Consider the following 13,946-nt stretch of genomic DNA (forward strand, 5'->3'; position numbering starts at 1 on the left):
GCGGCGGGTCCGCCGCGATGGGTCGCGGCCGCTCAGTCGTCCCCGGCGGCCGGACCGGCGTCGTCCGCATCGAGCGACTCCTGCTCGCTCGTGTCGTCACTGACCTCGAACTCGTCGACCAGTTCCTCCAGGTCGTCCGCGAGGCCGGCGACCGACTGGACGTTCTCGGAGACGCTGGTGAGCGAACTGGACTGCTCCTCGGAGGCGGCCGAGACGTTGCTCGCCTCCGCCGCCGTCTCCTCGCTGACGCTGCTGACCTCGTCGACCATCGCCACGACCTCCTCGGTGGTGGCGGCCTGCTCGTCCGTGGCGTCGCTGATCTCCGTGACGCCGCTCTCGGCCTCGTCGACGACCTCCTCGATCTGGTCGAACATCTCGATGGCGTCCTCGGTGGTCCTGACGCCCTCCTCGACCTGATCGCGCATCCCTTCGATGTCCTCGACGGTCTCGCCCGTCGACGACTGGATCTCGCTGATGAGCGACTCGACTTCCTCGGTCGCTTCGCCGGCTTCCGTCGCGAGCGACTTGATCTCGTCGGCGACGACGGCGAACCCTTCGCCCGCTTCGCCCGCTCGCGCGGCCTCGATGGAGGCGTTGAGCGCGAGCATGTTCGTCTGCTCGGCGATGTCGGTGATCATCGAGACGATCTCGCTGATCTCGTCCATCTCCGACTCCAGCGCGGCGACCTGGTCGACCGCATCGTCGGCGCCGTCTTCGATCTCCCGGATCTCCGCGGACGCCTCGGCGGCCCGCTCGCTGCCCTCCTGCGCTCGCTCGGCCGCTTCCTGTGCCGTCCCGGCCACGTCGACCGACGACGAGGCGATCTCCTCGATGGTCGCCGACATGTCGTTCATCTCGCCGACGACCTCCTGGAGGTTCCCGGACTGAGTGTCGGCCCCGCTGGAGATCTCCTGGACCGACTCGGCGACCTCCTGGCTCGCCTTCTCGATCTCCGCGGTGCTCGTGGCGACTTCTGTGCTCGCCTCGCTCACGTCCTGGGCGATCGACTGGACCCTGGCGATGCTCTCGTCGACCGCGTCGAGGCCCTCGTCGATGTTCGCGAGGACGTCGCCGTAGGCCCCGGGCAGGTCGGTGTCGAGGTCCTGGTCCAGCTGCCCTTCGCGGAGGTCCGCGCTCACGGCCTCGAGCTGGTCGAAGCTCTCCGAGAGCTGCGTGAGCCCGGAGTCGAGTTCGCGCATGACGGCCCCGTAGTCGCCGGGCAGGTCGGTGTCGAGGTCCTGCTCGAGCTCCCCGGCGCGGACGTTCCGGCTCGCTCGGCTGATCTCGTCGAAGCTCGCTCCGAGCTGTGTCATCCCGTCTTCGAGCCCTTCCATGATCTCACCGAACTTCCCGGGCAGATCGGTCTCGACCTCCTCGTCGAGATGGCCCTCGCCGAGCGCGTCGCTCACGGACTCGATCTGGTCGACCTGCCGGTTCAGGTTCGTCTGCATGTCCTCGAAGGCGTCCACCATCTCGCCGATCTCGTCGTCGCCGGTCGAGATGTCGTCCGTCTGGTCGAACCGGCCCTGCGACAGCGCCGTCGCGCGGTCGCGGACCTGCACGATCGGCTTCGAGAAGTACCTGGCGGCGGCGTAGCCGGTCACCGCGACCGCGACGGCCGCGAGACCGGACAGCGCGATGACGAGGTTCCGCGCCGACGCGGTCGTCGACTGCAGCGCCGCGCCGAGCGCCGCGATCGGCTCGTTGATGTCCTCTTCCGGGACCGTCGCGACGAGCGTGAACTGCCTGTCGCCGAACTGGAGCGGGGCGAAGCCGACGTACCGCGTCTCGTTGTCTTCGCCCTCGACGGCCTTCGTGTGCGTCGTCATTCCCGACTCGCCGGCGAGCATCTGGCTCTGGGCGATCGTTCCGAGTTCCGCACCGTACTCGCCGTCGGCGACGCTCGTGCGCTGGTCGATCATCTGCTGGTCGGGGTGGCTGACGATCTCGCCCTCGTCGTTCAGGATGTAGAGGTAGCCGGTCTCGCCGACCGTGACGCGGTTCGTGGTCTGGGTGACGATCGAGTAGTTGAACTGCGCGGCGACGACGCCTCGGAAGGCTCCCCTGTTGTCGTACACTGGCGTCGAGACGTACAGCCGTTCGTGCCCGTCGCTCGTCTCGATCTCGTCGAAGTACGCCTCGCCCCGGGTCCCGGATTCCGCCATGGTGAACCAGCTCTCGTCGGCGTAGGACGCCGAACTGTCCGTGCCCGTGGTCACGTCCCGGCCCGTCCGGTCGGCGTGCAGGATCTCGTCCCCGTCCGGGCCCGCGAACGTGATGTGCTCGTACGCCAGGTGCTCTTCGTCTCCGACGGTGACCGTCCGCGTCAAGAGATACCGCTGGAAGGAGGCCTCCATCTCGCTCTCGGCGTCCTCGACGGCGGTCTGCTGGAGTTCGTAGTAGTAGACGCTCGGCGCGACGACCCAGTCGAAGGGCTCGTAGTAGGTGTAGGCGATGAACTTCGTCATCTCGGGGTTGCCCTCCTGGGTCGTGTCCTCCCACTCGTACTCGGCGATGCCCCACTTCTCGCCGTCCCGGATCGTCTGATTTGACTCGACCTCGGACTCGATGTCCTCGAAGACGACCAGCGTCCCGCCGCTGTCCTCGACGAGGTTGTGGCCGTCGTCCAGACTGTGGTGGACGACGACGTTGGAGTCGCTGTCGGTGATGTACGCGTATCCCGTGTCACCCATGTAGCCGGGCTGGAACGAGTCGTACATGGTCCCGTCAGTGCGCGTCCGGTCGCCCGTCGTGCCGCTGATCATCGCCTCGACTTCGGACTCGACCTGTCGCTGTTCCGAGGGCGAGAGGTCCTCCCACTCCCGCCCGTCGTACTCCTTCTCCAGCACCATCTGCATCGCGTTGTCGATGCCCGAGCGCATCTGGAGCGACGTGTAGCCGAGCTGGCGCTGGCTCGATTGCTGGACCAGTTCCATCTCGCCGTCCTTGGCGGACAGGTAGTTCTCCATCGTCGAGGAGTCCGCCAGCGAGCGCACGTCGACCTCGCGCTGATTGACCTGATTCTGGATGCCCTCCTGGCGCGCCTCCACGCTGTTGTTCAGCTGATCGGTCATCGAGCCCCGCAGATACTCGCCGCTTTGCATCTGCGCGTTCTGATTCAGTTCTCCCATGCTGTTGACAGAGAGCAACCCGACACCGGCCAACGGAACGAGCGAAATTGTTAAAAGTAAGACTATTAGCTTGCCCTGAATATTCATATCAACGCTCGTCTAATCCACGACTTAAGGGTTACCGCCGAATTATTTGCTGCGATAATCGCGTGAGTAGTGATGTGTAATACTTACGGCCGTCTGGCCTTCTATTGGTGTGTTAGCACCTGCCGAGGACTCTTCGATAGCGACGTGTCATGGTCCGGCTCAGCACGCGACTCTCTCGCGTGCCGAATGGCAGCGTCCGTGGGTACCTTCAAATACCAGCGCGGGACCAGACCGATCCATGCACGACGGACTCCGCGTGATGGCCGGCGAGTGTACGACCGTCTTCGAGGGCTCTCGCGAGCGCGAACAGCGCGGGAACGTACTCGTGGTCGTCAAGCCCGACAACACCGTGCTCGTCCACGACGCCGAGGGGTACCAGCCGGTCGCGTGGCTCACGCGCGCCGAGAGCGTCGCCGTCGACGACGGCACCGTGACGGCCCGCGACGGCGGCGAACTGCTTCGCGTCGTCGCCCACCACGAACACGGGAGCGCCCGCTATCCGGCGTCGAGCGCCGGCGTTCCGGTGGCCGACTGCCCGGACTGTCCCGGCACGCTGGTCCGCGCCCGAAGCGCCGTCGACTGCACCGCCTGCGAGGCGTCTTACGGGATTCCGACGGACGCCGAGGTCACCGCGGGCCGCTGTTCGGACTGCGGGCTCCCGACGTTTCGGGTCGAACGCGGCCAGTCCTTCGAGTGCTGTCTCGATCGAGCGTGCGAGTCGATGGACGACGCCGTCGCAAACGCCTTCGACCGGCAGTGGGGCTGTCCGCACTGCGACGGTGACCTACTGATCCTCCGGCGCGGCGGCCTCCTCGCCGGCTGTGAGCGCTATCCCGACTGCGACACCGGGTTCGCGATGCCCGCCGGCGTCGTCGTCGGCGAGTGCGCCTGCGGCCTGCCGCTGTTCGAGACGGCTGGCGGACGGCGCTGTCTCGACAGCACCTGCGCGGCGTCCGGGTGACCGCCGCCGGCGGGCCGACCCGCAGGGGCTTTGTCGCCGCGGGAGCCACGTCCGGGCATGGAACTGACGCTCGACGGCGACGTCGTCCGAGCCGGCGGGGAGGCCCGCGAGCGATTCTACGACTCGCGCGGCTACGGGCGCGCTCGCAACGGCGATCTCGACCTCGCCCCCGTGGAGGCCGCGCACCTGCTCTACCGCGGCGACATCGAGGGGATCGACGGGATGGACTTCCGTGCCCTCCTCACCTCGTCGGCCGTCTCCGAGGTCGCCTTCCTCGTCTACAAGGACCTGCGGGACCGCGGCTTCTACCTCTCGCCCGCCCGTGAGGGCTGGGTCGACGATCCGGCGGGCGCGGACTTCGTCGTCTACCCGCGCGGGAAGGGGCCGTGGGACGGCGCTGTCGCCTACCGCGTCCGGGTCGTCGGCGAGCGCGACACCGTCGACGCCGCGGCCCTCGGCGAGTGCGTCCTCGCGGTCGTCGACGAGGAGAGCGAGGTGACGTACCTCGAGACCGACCGGCCCGCAGTCGGCGGGACCAGCGTCGCCGCGGTTCCGGAAACCGAGGGCGACCTGCTCGCCGAGCGGGTGCTGTGCTGGGACCCGCCCGCGGCGCTGTACGAGTCGGCGTTCTACGGCCAGCGCCTCGACGACGACGGCGCGGTCCAGCTCTCACTCGTGGAGGCCGCCTACCTCGCCCGGGAGGGACTGCTGTCGGTCGACGGCGGGGCCGACGCCGTGGTCGAGCGCGGTCGCGCGGTCGAGGGCGAGCGCTTCGACCGTCGGCTGGCGGTGTACGACGCGCTGCGGTCGAGCGGCGTCGCGCCCAAGACCGGCTTCAAGTTCGGAGCCGACTTCCGGACCTACGCGGACGTGACGAGCGCCGACGACCTCGGGCACTCGGAACTGCTCGTGCGCGTCCTGCCGGCCGACCACGCCTTCGAGCCCCGCGACCTCGCGCTGGACGTTCGGCTGGCCCACGGCGTCCGCAAGCGGATGGCGTTCGCGCTCGTGGACGACGCGGGCGACATCGAGTGGGTCGCCGTCGAGCGGCTGACGCCCTGACGAGCGCGCAGATTGCGGACGGTTCGGCTCATCTCCGCCGCCGAGGCGCTCGGAAACGAACCCTTTTTGCGCCGACCGGGACCAAGACCCCTGTAACGCGGCTCACCGCGAGCCCGGTGTACCCATGACGACGGACGACTCCCACCACGACGACGCATCGCCCGACGAGGACCGCCGCCAGTCGGGCGAACAGTGGCGGGAGTTCGACGCGGCGGCCGGGGACACCGCCTCGCCCGTACGCGCCGACGGCGGCACCGAGGCCGAGGGGGCCGACGAGGCCACGCTCGACCCGTGGGGTTCCTCGACCATCGCCGACTACCGCAAGCTGTTCGAGCAGTTCGGCATCGAGGAGTTCGACGACCTGCTCCCGGAAGTCCCGAATCCCCACTACCTGATGCGCCGCGGCGTCATCTTCGGCCACCGCGACTACCGGCCGGTCGCCGAGGCGATGCGCACCGGCGAGGACTTCGCCGCGCTGTCTGGGTTCATGCCGACCGGCGACCCCCACATCGGCCACAAGCTCGTCTTCGACGAGATCATCTGGCATCAGCGCCAGGGCGGCGACGCCTACGCGCTCATCGCCGACCTGGAGGCCCACAGCGCCCGCGGGCTCACGTGGGAGGAGATCGACGAGCACGCGACGAACTACGTCCTCTCGCTGCTCGCGCTCGGCTTCGACCCCGAGGACGGCACGCTCTATCGGCAGTCCGACAACCGCGAGGTGCAGGACCTCGCGTTCGAACTCGGGGCCGAGGCGAACTTCTCGGAACTGCAGGCCATCTACGACTTCGACGGCGAGACCGACGTCTCGCACATGCAGTCGGTCGTCACGCAGATGGCCGACATCCTCTACCCGCAACTGGACGAGCCGAAGCCGACGGTCATCCCCGTCGGCCCGGACCAGGACCCGCACATGCGACTGGCGCGGGACCTCGCGGCCCGAATGCGCTACTTCGGCGTGACGGAGGCGTTCGCCAGCTTCGAGGCCGACGCGGCCGAGCGGACGCTCCTCCGACAGGCCTACGACGCCCGCGACGACTACGCCGAGGAGCCCGACCGGCCTCGGTGTGGCGAGGCGGCCGACTGGCTCCGCGAGAACAGGCAGGCGCCCGCCGACGCGCTGGAGTCCGTCGCGGCGAAACTGGACGAGGCGGGCAAGGAGCCGCTCCGTCCGCGCATCCGCTTCCTCGACCGCAACGCGACCGACGACGCGTTCGAGGCGCTCATCGAGGCCGTCTCCGGCGAGAAGCGCGTCTACGACGAGCACGTCGACGCCTTCGACTTAGAGCGCGCCGAGGCCGAGGAACTGGCTCGGCGGGTCGAACTCGACACCGGCGGCTACGGCTTCCTGCCGCCCTCCTCTATCTATCACCGGTTCATGACCGGCCTCACCGGCGGGAAGATGTCCTCCTCGATTCCGGCCTCGCACATCTCGCTGCTTGACGACCCCGAGGACGGCTACGACAAGGTGAAGTCGGCGACGACGGGCGGCCGGACGACCGCCGAGGAACAGCGCGAGAAGGGCGGGAAGGCCGACGAGTGTCCGGTCTACGAGCTGTACGCCTACCTGCTCTCCGGCGACGACGACGAGTTCGCAACGGAGGTCTACGAGGAGTGCGTCGGCGGCGAGCGTCTCTGTGGCGGCTGCAAGGAGCAGGCCGCCGAACTGATGACCGAGTTCCTCGAAGACCACCAGGAGAAACGCGAGGAGTGGGCCGACAGACTGGACGACCTGGACATCGACCTCGATTCCGACCGGAAGCGCTCGGGCGCGGACTGAGCGGCAGAGAAGGGCTTCTTCGTTTCGCGTCGAGACGCCTCCACGCGCAACGCTTTTGGTCGGCAGTCACAATCGCTGAGACATGGCATCCGAATCCCACCGTGCCGGCGTCGCGCGCCAGCCACCAGTCCGCCCGGGGTTCGGCTTCTTCTTCGCCGCCTGATCGCGCGTGGACTCCGATGGCGTCCACCGGCGCCGTCGGACGAAACCGCGAGCGGGAAGTGAGAACCGTTAACTGAGCGACCCGCGCTATTCCCCGACAACGACCGAGACACCCGTATGAAACGACCACAGACACAGGTGGCCGTCCTGCAGGCCGCCGACGCACAGGAGGACAGACGGATCGACGAGGTGGCCGACGAGGCCGACTGCAAACCGGAGGCGGCGACGCGCGCCGCGTTCGAACTCGAAGCTGACGGCCTCCTCACCGTCACCGAGGAGACCGTTTCGCACTACGAACTGACCGAGGAGGGCGAGCGCTACGTCCGCGAGAGCCTGCCCGAACAGGACCTCTACGCGGCGGCGACGGACGCCGGCGCGAAGGAGGGTCCCGTTCAGATGGGGCAGGTCATCGGCGCGTCGGGCCTCGAAGGCGCGGCCGTCGACATCGCGCTGTCGAACTACGCCCGCAAGGCCTACGGCGAGATCGACAGCGGCGAGATCACCGCCAACCCCGACGCCGACCCCGGCGCGGACCCCGAGATGCTCGCGCTGGAAGCCGTCGCCGACGGGCGCGTCGACGACGCCGACGCGGACGCGCTCGACCAACTGGAACGGCGCGGCCTCGTCGACGTGCGCGAGGAGACCGTCCGCTCCGTGCGGCTGACCGACGACGGCGTCACCGCGCTGATGGAGGGCGTCGAGGTCGCCGAGACCGTCGACCAGTTGACGCCCGAACTCCTCACCAGCGGCGAGTGGGAAGATGTCGAGTTCACCGAGTACAACGTCGAGGCCGACGCCGAGGACGTGCGCCACGGCAAGGAGCACATCCTCCGTCAGACGGCAAACCGCGTGAAGGACACGCTCGTCGGGATGGGATTCCAGGAGATGGAAGGTCCTCACGCCGACGCCCAGTTCTGGATCAACGACTGCCTGTTCATGCCCCAGGACCACCCGGCCCGTACCCACTGGGACCAGTTCGCGCTGGAGCGGCCCGACGAGATCCGCGACCTGCCCGAGGACCTCGTCGAGCGGGTCCGATCGGCCCACCGGGAGGGCGTCGGCCCCGACGGCGAGGGGTATCACTCGCCGTGGACCGAGGACGTGGCCCGCGGGATGGACCTCCGCGGGCACACCACGTCGCTGTCGATGCGCTACCTCTCGGGTCACCAGGTCGGCGACCTCGAACCGCCACAGCGCTACTTCAGCGTCGAGAAGGTGTACCGCAACGACACGCTCGACCCGACGCACCTGCTCGAGTTCTTCCAGATCGAGGGCTGGGTCATGGCCGAGGACCTCTCCGTGCGGGACCTGATGGGGACGTTCACGGAGTTCTACGAGCAGTTCGGTATCACGGACATCGAGTTCAAGCCCCACTACAACCCCTACACCGAGCCGAGCTTCGAGCTGTTCGGGACCCACCCCGAGACGGGCGAGATCGTCGAGGTCGGGAACTCGGGCATCTTCCGCGACGAGGTGCTCACGCCGCTTGGCGTCGAGTGCGACGTGATGGCGTGGGGACTCTCTCTGGAGCGCCTGCTGATGCTCATGTACGGCTTCGAGGACATCCGCGACGTGCACGGGACGCTGTGTGACCTGGAACTGCTGCGGGAGACGGAGGTGATGCACTGATGCCGGTCGTCGACGTCGACCCCGAGGAGCTTCGCTACCTGACCGGCCACGACGAGAAGGACGACGAGGAACTGAAGTCGGATCTGTTCGACCTCGGACTGGAGTTCGAGGGCCTGACCGAGGACGACGAGTTCCAACTCGAGTTCGCGCCCGACCGCCTCGACCGCCTCTCCGTGGAGGGCGTCGCCCGCTCGCTGCGCTATCACTACGGCGACGACCGCGGCGTGTACGTCCCGAGCACGAACAGCGCCGACTGGACCATCGAGGTCGAGGACCAGCCCGAGGAGCGCCCGTACGTCACCGGTGCCGTCGTCCGCGGCCTCGACATGAGCGAGGAGGCCCTGGAGTCCCTGATTCAACTGCAGGAGAAGCTCCACGCCACGATGGGCCGCAAGCGCGCGAAGGGAGCCATCGGCGTCCACGACCTGACGATGCTGAAAGGGGCGGCCGCGACCGAGGGCGAGGGCAAGTCCATCACCTACACCAGCGCCGACCCCGACGAGGCGACGTTCGTGCCGCTCGACGCCGACGCCGAGATGACGCCGAACGAGGTCGTCGCGTCCCACGAGACCGGCCAGACCTACGGCGACCTCGTGGCTGACTTCGACCGCGTCCCGGCCATCTACGACGCCATCGGCCTGTTCTCGTTCCCGCCGGTCATCAACGGCCACCGGACCGAGGTCAGCGAGGACTCCCGGGACCTGTTCATCGAGATGACCGGGACCGACCAGTGGACCATCGACCGGATGTGCGCCATCGTCTGCTACGCGCTGGAGGCCCGCGGCGGCCGCGTCGAGCGCGTCGCGGTCGAGTACGCCGACGACGCGCCCGGAGAGTACGCCGGCCGGACGCTGGAGCGCCCCGACTTCGCCGTGCGCACCAAGACGGTCACGCACGACCGCATCGAGTCCATCCTCGGCGTCTCGCTGGACGAGCGCGAGGTCGTCGACTACGCCGAGCGCGCGGGTCTCGACGCCACGCCGACGACCGGCGACGACGCGGCCTACGAGGTGGAGATCCCGCCATACCGCGTCGACGTCATCCACCCGCTGGACCTCATCGACGACATCGGCCGGGCGCTCGGATTCAACAGCCTCGAACCGGTCTACCCCGACGTGTCGACGGTCGGGGGTCGCCACGATCGCTCACGGCTCGAAGACGCCGCCCGCGACGCGCTGGTCGGACTCGGCTTCGAGGACCTGCTGAACTTCCACATGATAAACGAGGCCGAGAACTTCGAGCGGATGAACCTCTCCGTGCCGGACGACGGTGACGGGAGCGACGCCGGTACCGTCGGTCTCGACGAACCGGTCACCATTCAGGAACCCTACAGCGAGGACTACACGATCCTCCGGACGTGGGCGCTCCCCTCGATCATGATGGTCCTGGAGAACAACACCCACCGGAGCTATCCGCAGGACCTCGCGGAGATCGGACTCGCCGCCGGCCTCGACGACTCGGAGAACACCGGCGTCGCGGAACACCGGACCGTCGCGGGCGCGCTCGCCCGCACGGACGCCTCCTACGAGGACGCGAAGGCCCGCCTCCAGGCGCTCGCCGACGCCTTCGACACGGACCTCTCGACGCCGTCGACCACGCACCCGACGTTCATCGACGGCCGCGCGGCCGAAGTCGTCCTCGACGGCGAGTCGGTCGGCGTCGTCGGCGAGATTCACCCGACGGTGCTCGTGGAACACGACCTGGAGTTGCCGGTGGCGGCGTTCGAACTGCGACTGGACGGACTCGCGTAGCATCGACTGCGAGCACAGCGAGCAGTCGGTTTTTTCGCCCACGTTTTTGCGCGAGCGGTACCGGAGCGAACGGAGTGAGCGAGGCTACCCGACGCGGAAAAAGGTGGTTGCAGCACGACCTGGAGTTGCCGGTGGCGGCGTTCGAACTGCGACTGGACGGACTCGCATAGCTCCCGCTCCTCACTTCTCGCTCGGATACACGTATTCCACGTCGTCGGGTCTCGCCGTCTCCTCTTCGTCGACTTCGACGACGATGGTCGACGAGAGCCTGTTGAACAGGCGCAGCCCCTCCTCCTCGTAGGCGAGCCAGCCGATGAGACAGTCGAGGGGGAGCAGGAACGCCTTCCCGAAGCTCTCGATGGCCGCGGTCCCGTAGTCGATCAGGTCGCCGCGTTCGTCCCTGACCGCGATGTCCATGACCATCTTGCCCGCGGACTGTCCCTGCCGGCCTTCGAGGACCGTCCAGTACGCGAACAGGGCGAGGCCGTTGAGGCCGGCGAAGGGCGTCGTCACGGAGAGACTGCCGGTCACGAGCGAGAAGACGCCGGCGACCTCTCCCAGGCCGGAGAGGACCGCGCCGACGAGGAGCACGTCGACGAGCCACGCGAGAAAGCGGTCGTCCCAGGAGGCGATGTGGATGGTGCGGGGGCGTGCCATGCTCGGGGTTCGGTGGCCCCGAACTTCAGGATTCGCCGACTACAGGTCCGCGCCGACGGCGTCCTCGACGCTGTCGAAGCCGTCCTCGGCGAGCAGTTCGAGCAGTCCCTCGTTGATCTCGCGGGCGATGGACGGGCCGCGGTACACCAGTCCGGTGTACAGCTGGACGAGCGACGCGCCGGCGCGGATCTTCCGGTAGGCCCCTTCGGGCGTCGAGACGCCGCCGACGCCGACGACGGGCACGTCGACGCGTTCCGCGACGAAGCGGACCATCTCCGTGGCCGTGTTCTCGATGGGTTTGCCCGACAGGCCGCCCTGCTCGACCGCGTTTGGCGAGCGCAGGCTGGCCGGTCGCTCCGTCGAGGTGTTCGTCGCGACGACGCCGTCCAGCCCGAGTTCGGTGACGAGGTCGAGCGTGTCCTCGACGGCCGGCTCCGGGAGATCCGGCGAGAGCTTCACGAGCAGCGGCGCAGCGCCCGCGTCCTGGAGTTCGGTGAGGATGGCCTCCATCGCCTCGCGATTCTGTAGCTCCTCGAACCCCTGTGAGTTCGGACAGGAGACGTTGACGACGAAGAAGTCACCGCCGTCCGCGACTCGCTCGTAGGTGTAGCGATAGTCCGCGGGGGCGTCCGCCGTCCCGACGTGTTCCGACTTCGCGATGTTGACGCCCAGCGGGAACGGCGCGTTCGTCCCTCTCAGTCGCTCGCCGACGACATCCGCCCCGTCGTTGTTCAGCCCCATTCGGTTGATGATGGCCTCGTCCTCGCGGAGGCGGAACATGCGCGGACGGGCGTTTCCGGTCTGTGGCTCGGCGGTGACGCCCCCGACCTCGGCGAAGCCGAACCCGAGCGACGCGAGCGCGGTGGGGACGGTCGCGTTCTTGTCGAAGCCGGCCGCGACGCCGACGGGGTTGTCGAACGACTGGCCGAACGCCGCCACGTTCAAGCGGTCGTCGTCGACCGTGTACCGTGCCGCCATCGCGTCGGCGACGGGCGTTCCGTCGACCAGTTCCAGGAGCCCATGGACGCTTCGGTTCGCCGTCTCCGCCGGGAGTGAGAACAGGACCGGTTTCGCGATATCGTAGAGTCTCATTGCTGGATGTCGTTTCGAACAGAACGCCGCGAACGGAATGTCGCCGTCGTCTTTTCCGGTTCGACGGCCCGCGATACGGATGTCTCACCAACGATGGTGCGTTAGAAGTCGTGTTCGACCTCTTCGGGGTCTGCCTTCTGAATGATGATCTTGTTGTCGCGTACGCGAACGAACACCTCGTCACCGATCTCCATGCCGGCGACGGCCAGCTCGTCTTCGTGAAGATTGATGTGCACGTTGTGGTACTCGCCGTCCTCATCTTTGGCGCCACTCGGGCTGAGCTTCTTCTTTCGCACCATCGCGGTATCCTACTCCGCACTTCACTGCAGGATACACTTAAGTCTACCGTGCCGACCGTCGCGGGACTGCGACGGGACAGGCGCGCGCGTGACGCTTTCGTCGGCGTCGATTCGCCGCAGACCGTCCTGAACGCGGCCCCTCGCGGACTGGTTTCGGCGGGTGTATATAAATGCACCCGCCGAAGGCGGCCGAATTGGGGGGTATATTTATGGTCTGCCATGTGCTGGATTGGCATGGAGCGGTTCAATCATGGCACCCGACAGTGACAAGCGCAACTTCGCACTGCGCGAAGACGGTGACGAATCGAGCGTCTTCTCGGGCGGGACCCCGCGTCAGGCCGCGCTGAAGGCAGCGCGTCGCCTCGACCCGGCGGACGGAGAGGACGAGGCCGACCCCAAAGAGATACGACTCCGGGAGAAGGGCACACACAAGGTCCACATCTACGAGGCGTGGGCCTGGGTCGAGGAGGCACCCGACGACAAACCCGACTGGATGCCCGGTGACATCACGAAGGGGAACGTCTCGAAACAGGGCGTCGAGCACCTCGACGAGATCTAATCGCGGCTCCGATTTTCGGTCAGAGTTCGCAGTCTGCCAAGTCATGCACGCGTGCGCGTGAGGAGTCACAGATGCGCCGGTCGTATTGGAGGCCTCGGCCCCATCCCTGATCTCCAAGATGCGCCGGTCGTATTGGAGGCCTCGGCCCCATCCCTGATCTCCAACCTGTGTGGGGCACTCACTCCCGTGTAAGCGCCTATCGTAGCGCCTTCCCTTCGACGGGGTTAAGTATGCCACTCCCATCGGAATGTAATGCGAACGCGGCCCGGGGCGACGCCCCCGGTCGAACGAAACTCCATTCGACGCCCTTAAGTGTAACAGGGCATTCGGATGGGACGCAAAGGTGGTTCACGTCGGGCGGTTTCGACGTGGCCCCGATCCGACGCCCTTAAGTGTAACAGGGCACTCGGGTTGAATGCGAACGACGTTCGGTCGGGACATCGAAACCCGGCCGCCACGGACCGAGGCGAACGGGAGTTCGCCGATGGAACTCGAAGCCTTTATGAGGGCTTCGAGACAACATACAGGTCCGAAGAAATGAGGATTCCACCCCTGCGGTCCGCCGTCAAGATGGGATCTGATGTTAGCCCTGATAGTTCGGTGACACCCGGTCGATGGGTGTCCTCGAACACCCTTCGATAGCGACCACACCCACATCGGGTGTGATCCCGCCTAACCCTCCTGGCTTCGAGCCGGGAGACATTCCGGTTGATCCTGCCGGAGGCCATTGCTATCGGAGTCCGATTTAGCCATGCTAGTCGCACGAGTTCATACTC

General features: G+C 67.4%; 10 protein-coding genes and 1 rRNA gene. 7 read left to right on the plus strand and 4 right to left on the minus strand.

Annotated elements, in window-relative coordinates:
• Positions 1-32: 32 nt before the first annotated feature.
• Positions 33-3,164, minus strand: coding sequence for a methyl-accepting chemotaxis protein (locus tag GM656_RS11360; protein ID WP_241692754.1), 3,132 nt, complete (start codon positions 3,162-3,164; stop codon positions 33-35).
• A gap of 292 nt (positions 3,165-3,456) precedes the next feature.
• Here GM656_RS11360 and GM656_RS11365 point away from each other — a divergent pair, with 292 nt between their 5' ends.
• The 5 genes from GM656_RS11365 (at position 3,457) to pheT (ending at position 10,563) form a co-directional block, all read left to right on the plus strand.
• Complete coding sequence (locus GM656_RS11365; RefSeq protein ID WP_162413773.1) at positions 3,457-4,179, plus strand: PDDEXK family nuclease; 723 nt, start codon at positions 3,457-3,459, stop codon at positions 4,177-4,179.
• 57 nt (positions 4,180-4,236) lie between these two features.
• Positions 4,237-5,241, plus strand: coding sequence for a tRNA-intron lyase (gene endA, locus GM656_RS11370; protein ID WP_162413774.1), 1,005 nt, complete (start codon positions 4,237-4,239; stop codon positions 5,239-5,241).
• A gap of 124 nt (positions 5,242-5,365) precedes the next feature.
• Positions 5,366-7,021, plus strand: a complete 1,656-nt coding sequence (locus GM656_RS11375; protein WP_162413775.1) for a tryptophan--tRNA ligase — start codon at positions 5,366-5,368, stop codon at positions 7,019-7,021.
• A 279-nt stretch (positions 7,022-7,300) separates the two neighbouring features.
• On the plus strand, positions 7,301-8,812 hold the full coding sequence (pheS, locus tag GM656_RS11380) for a phenylalanine--tRNA ligase subunit alpha (protein ID WP_162413776.1): 1,512 nt from the start codon (positions 7,301-7,303) through the stop codon (positions 8,810-8,812).
• On the plus strand, positions 8,812-10,563 hold the full coding sequence (gene pheT / locus GM656_RS11385; RefSeq protein ID WP_162413777.1) for a phenylalanine--tRNA ligase subunit beta: 1,752 nt from the start codon (positions 8,812-8,814) through the stop codon (positions 10,561-10,563). The genes pheS and pheT overlap by 1 nt, the downstream gene beginning before the upstream one ends.
• Positions 10,564-10,743: 180 nt before the next feature.
• Here pheT and GM656_RS11390 read toward each other — a convergent pair whose 3' ends face one another.
• From GM656_RS11390 to GM656_RS11400, 3 genes are all read right to left on the minus strand, one after another.
• Positions 10,744-11,220: an RDD family protein gene (locus tag GM656_RS11390; protein ID WP_162413778.1), complete on the minus strand. Its 477-nt coding sequence runs from the start codon at positions 11,218-11,220 to the stop codon at positions 10,744-10,746.
• Between the two features lie 39 nt (positions 11,221-11,259).
• Positions 11,260-12,312: a quinone-dependent dihydroorotate dehydrogenase gene (locus tag GM656_RS11395; RefSeq protein WP_162413779.1), complete on the minus strand. Its 1,053-nt coding sequence runs from the start codon at positions 12,310-12,312 to the stop codon at positions 11,260-11,262.
• A 101-nt stretch (positions 12,313-12,413) separates the two neighbouring features.
• Positions 12,414-12,611 (minus strand): hypothetical protein, encoded by a 198-nt coding sequence (locus tag GM656_RS11400; RefSeq protein WP_162413780.1) that lies wholly within the window; start codon positions 12,609-12,611, stop codon positions 12,414-12,416.
• A 250-nt stretch (positions 12,612-12,861) separates the two neighbouring features.
• Here GM656_RS11400 and GM656_RS11405 point away from each other — a divergent pair, with 250 nt between their 5' ends.
• Both GM656_RS11405 and GM656_RS11410 read left to right on the plus strand, forming a co-directional pair.
• Positions 12,862-13,170 (plus strand): non-histone chromosomal MC1 family protein, encoded by a 309-nt coding sequence (locus GM656_RS11405; RefSeq protein WP_162413781.1) that lies wholly within the window; start codon positions 12,862-12,864, stop codon positions 13,168-13,170.
• Between the two features lie 701 nt (positions 13,171-13,871).
• Positions 13,872-13,946: ribosomal RNA gene (locus GM656_RS11410) — 16S ribosomal RNA — on the plus strand; the annotation flags it as partial.

This window comes from Haloarcula salina, from assembly GCF_010119195.1.
In the GTDB taxonomy this organism is placed as follows: Archaea; Halobacteriota; Halobacteria; order Halobacteriales; family Haloarculaceae; genus Haloarcula; species Haloarcula salina.

Bases quoted from the DNA above. Each gene is read 5' to 3' on its own strand.
- GM656_RS11395 (WP_162413779.1), bottom strand. From the start codon at position 12,312: ATGAGACTCTACGATATCGCGAAACCGGTCCTGTTCTCACTCCCGGCG.
- GM656_RS11405 (WP_162413781.1), top strand. From the start codon at position 12,862: ATGGCACCCGACAGTGACAAGCGCAACTTCGCACTGCGCGAAGACGGT.
- pheT (WP_162413777.1), top strand. From the start codon at position 8,812: ATGCCGGTCGTCGACGTCGACCCCGAGGAGCTTCGCTACCTGACCGGC.
- pheS (WP_162413776.1), top strand. From the start codon at position 7,301: ATGAAACGACCACAGACACAGGTGGCCGTCCTGCAGGCCGCCGACGCA.
- GM656_RS11390 (WP_162413778.1), bottom strand. From the start codon at position 11,220: ATGGCACGCCCCCGCACCATCCACATCGCCTCCTGGGACGACCGCTTT.
- GM656_RS11400 (WP_162413780.1), bottom strand. From the start codon at position 12,611: ATGGTGCGAAAGAAGAAGCTCAGCCCGAGTGGCGCCAAAGATGAGGAC.
- GM656_RS11375 (WP_162413775.1), top strand. From the start codon at position 5,366: ATGACGACGGACGACTCCCACCACGACGACGCATCGCCCGACGAGGAC.
- endA (WP_162413774.1), top strand. From the start codon at position 4,237: ATGGAACTGACGCTCGACGGCGACGTCGTCCGAGCCGGCGGGGAGGCC.
- GM656_RS11365 (WP_162413773.1), top strand. From the start codon at position 3,457: ATGCACGACGGACTCCGCGTGATGGCCGGCGAGTGTACGACCGTCTTC.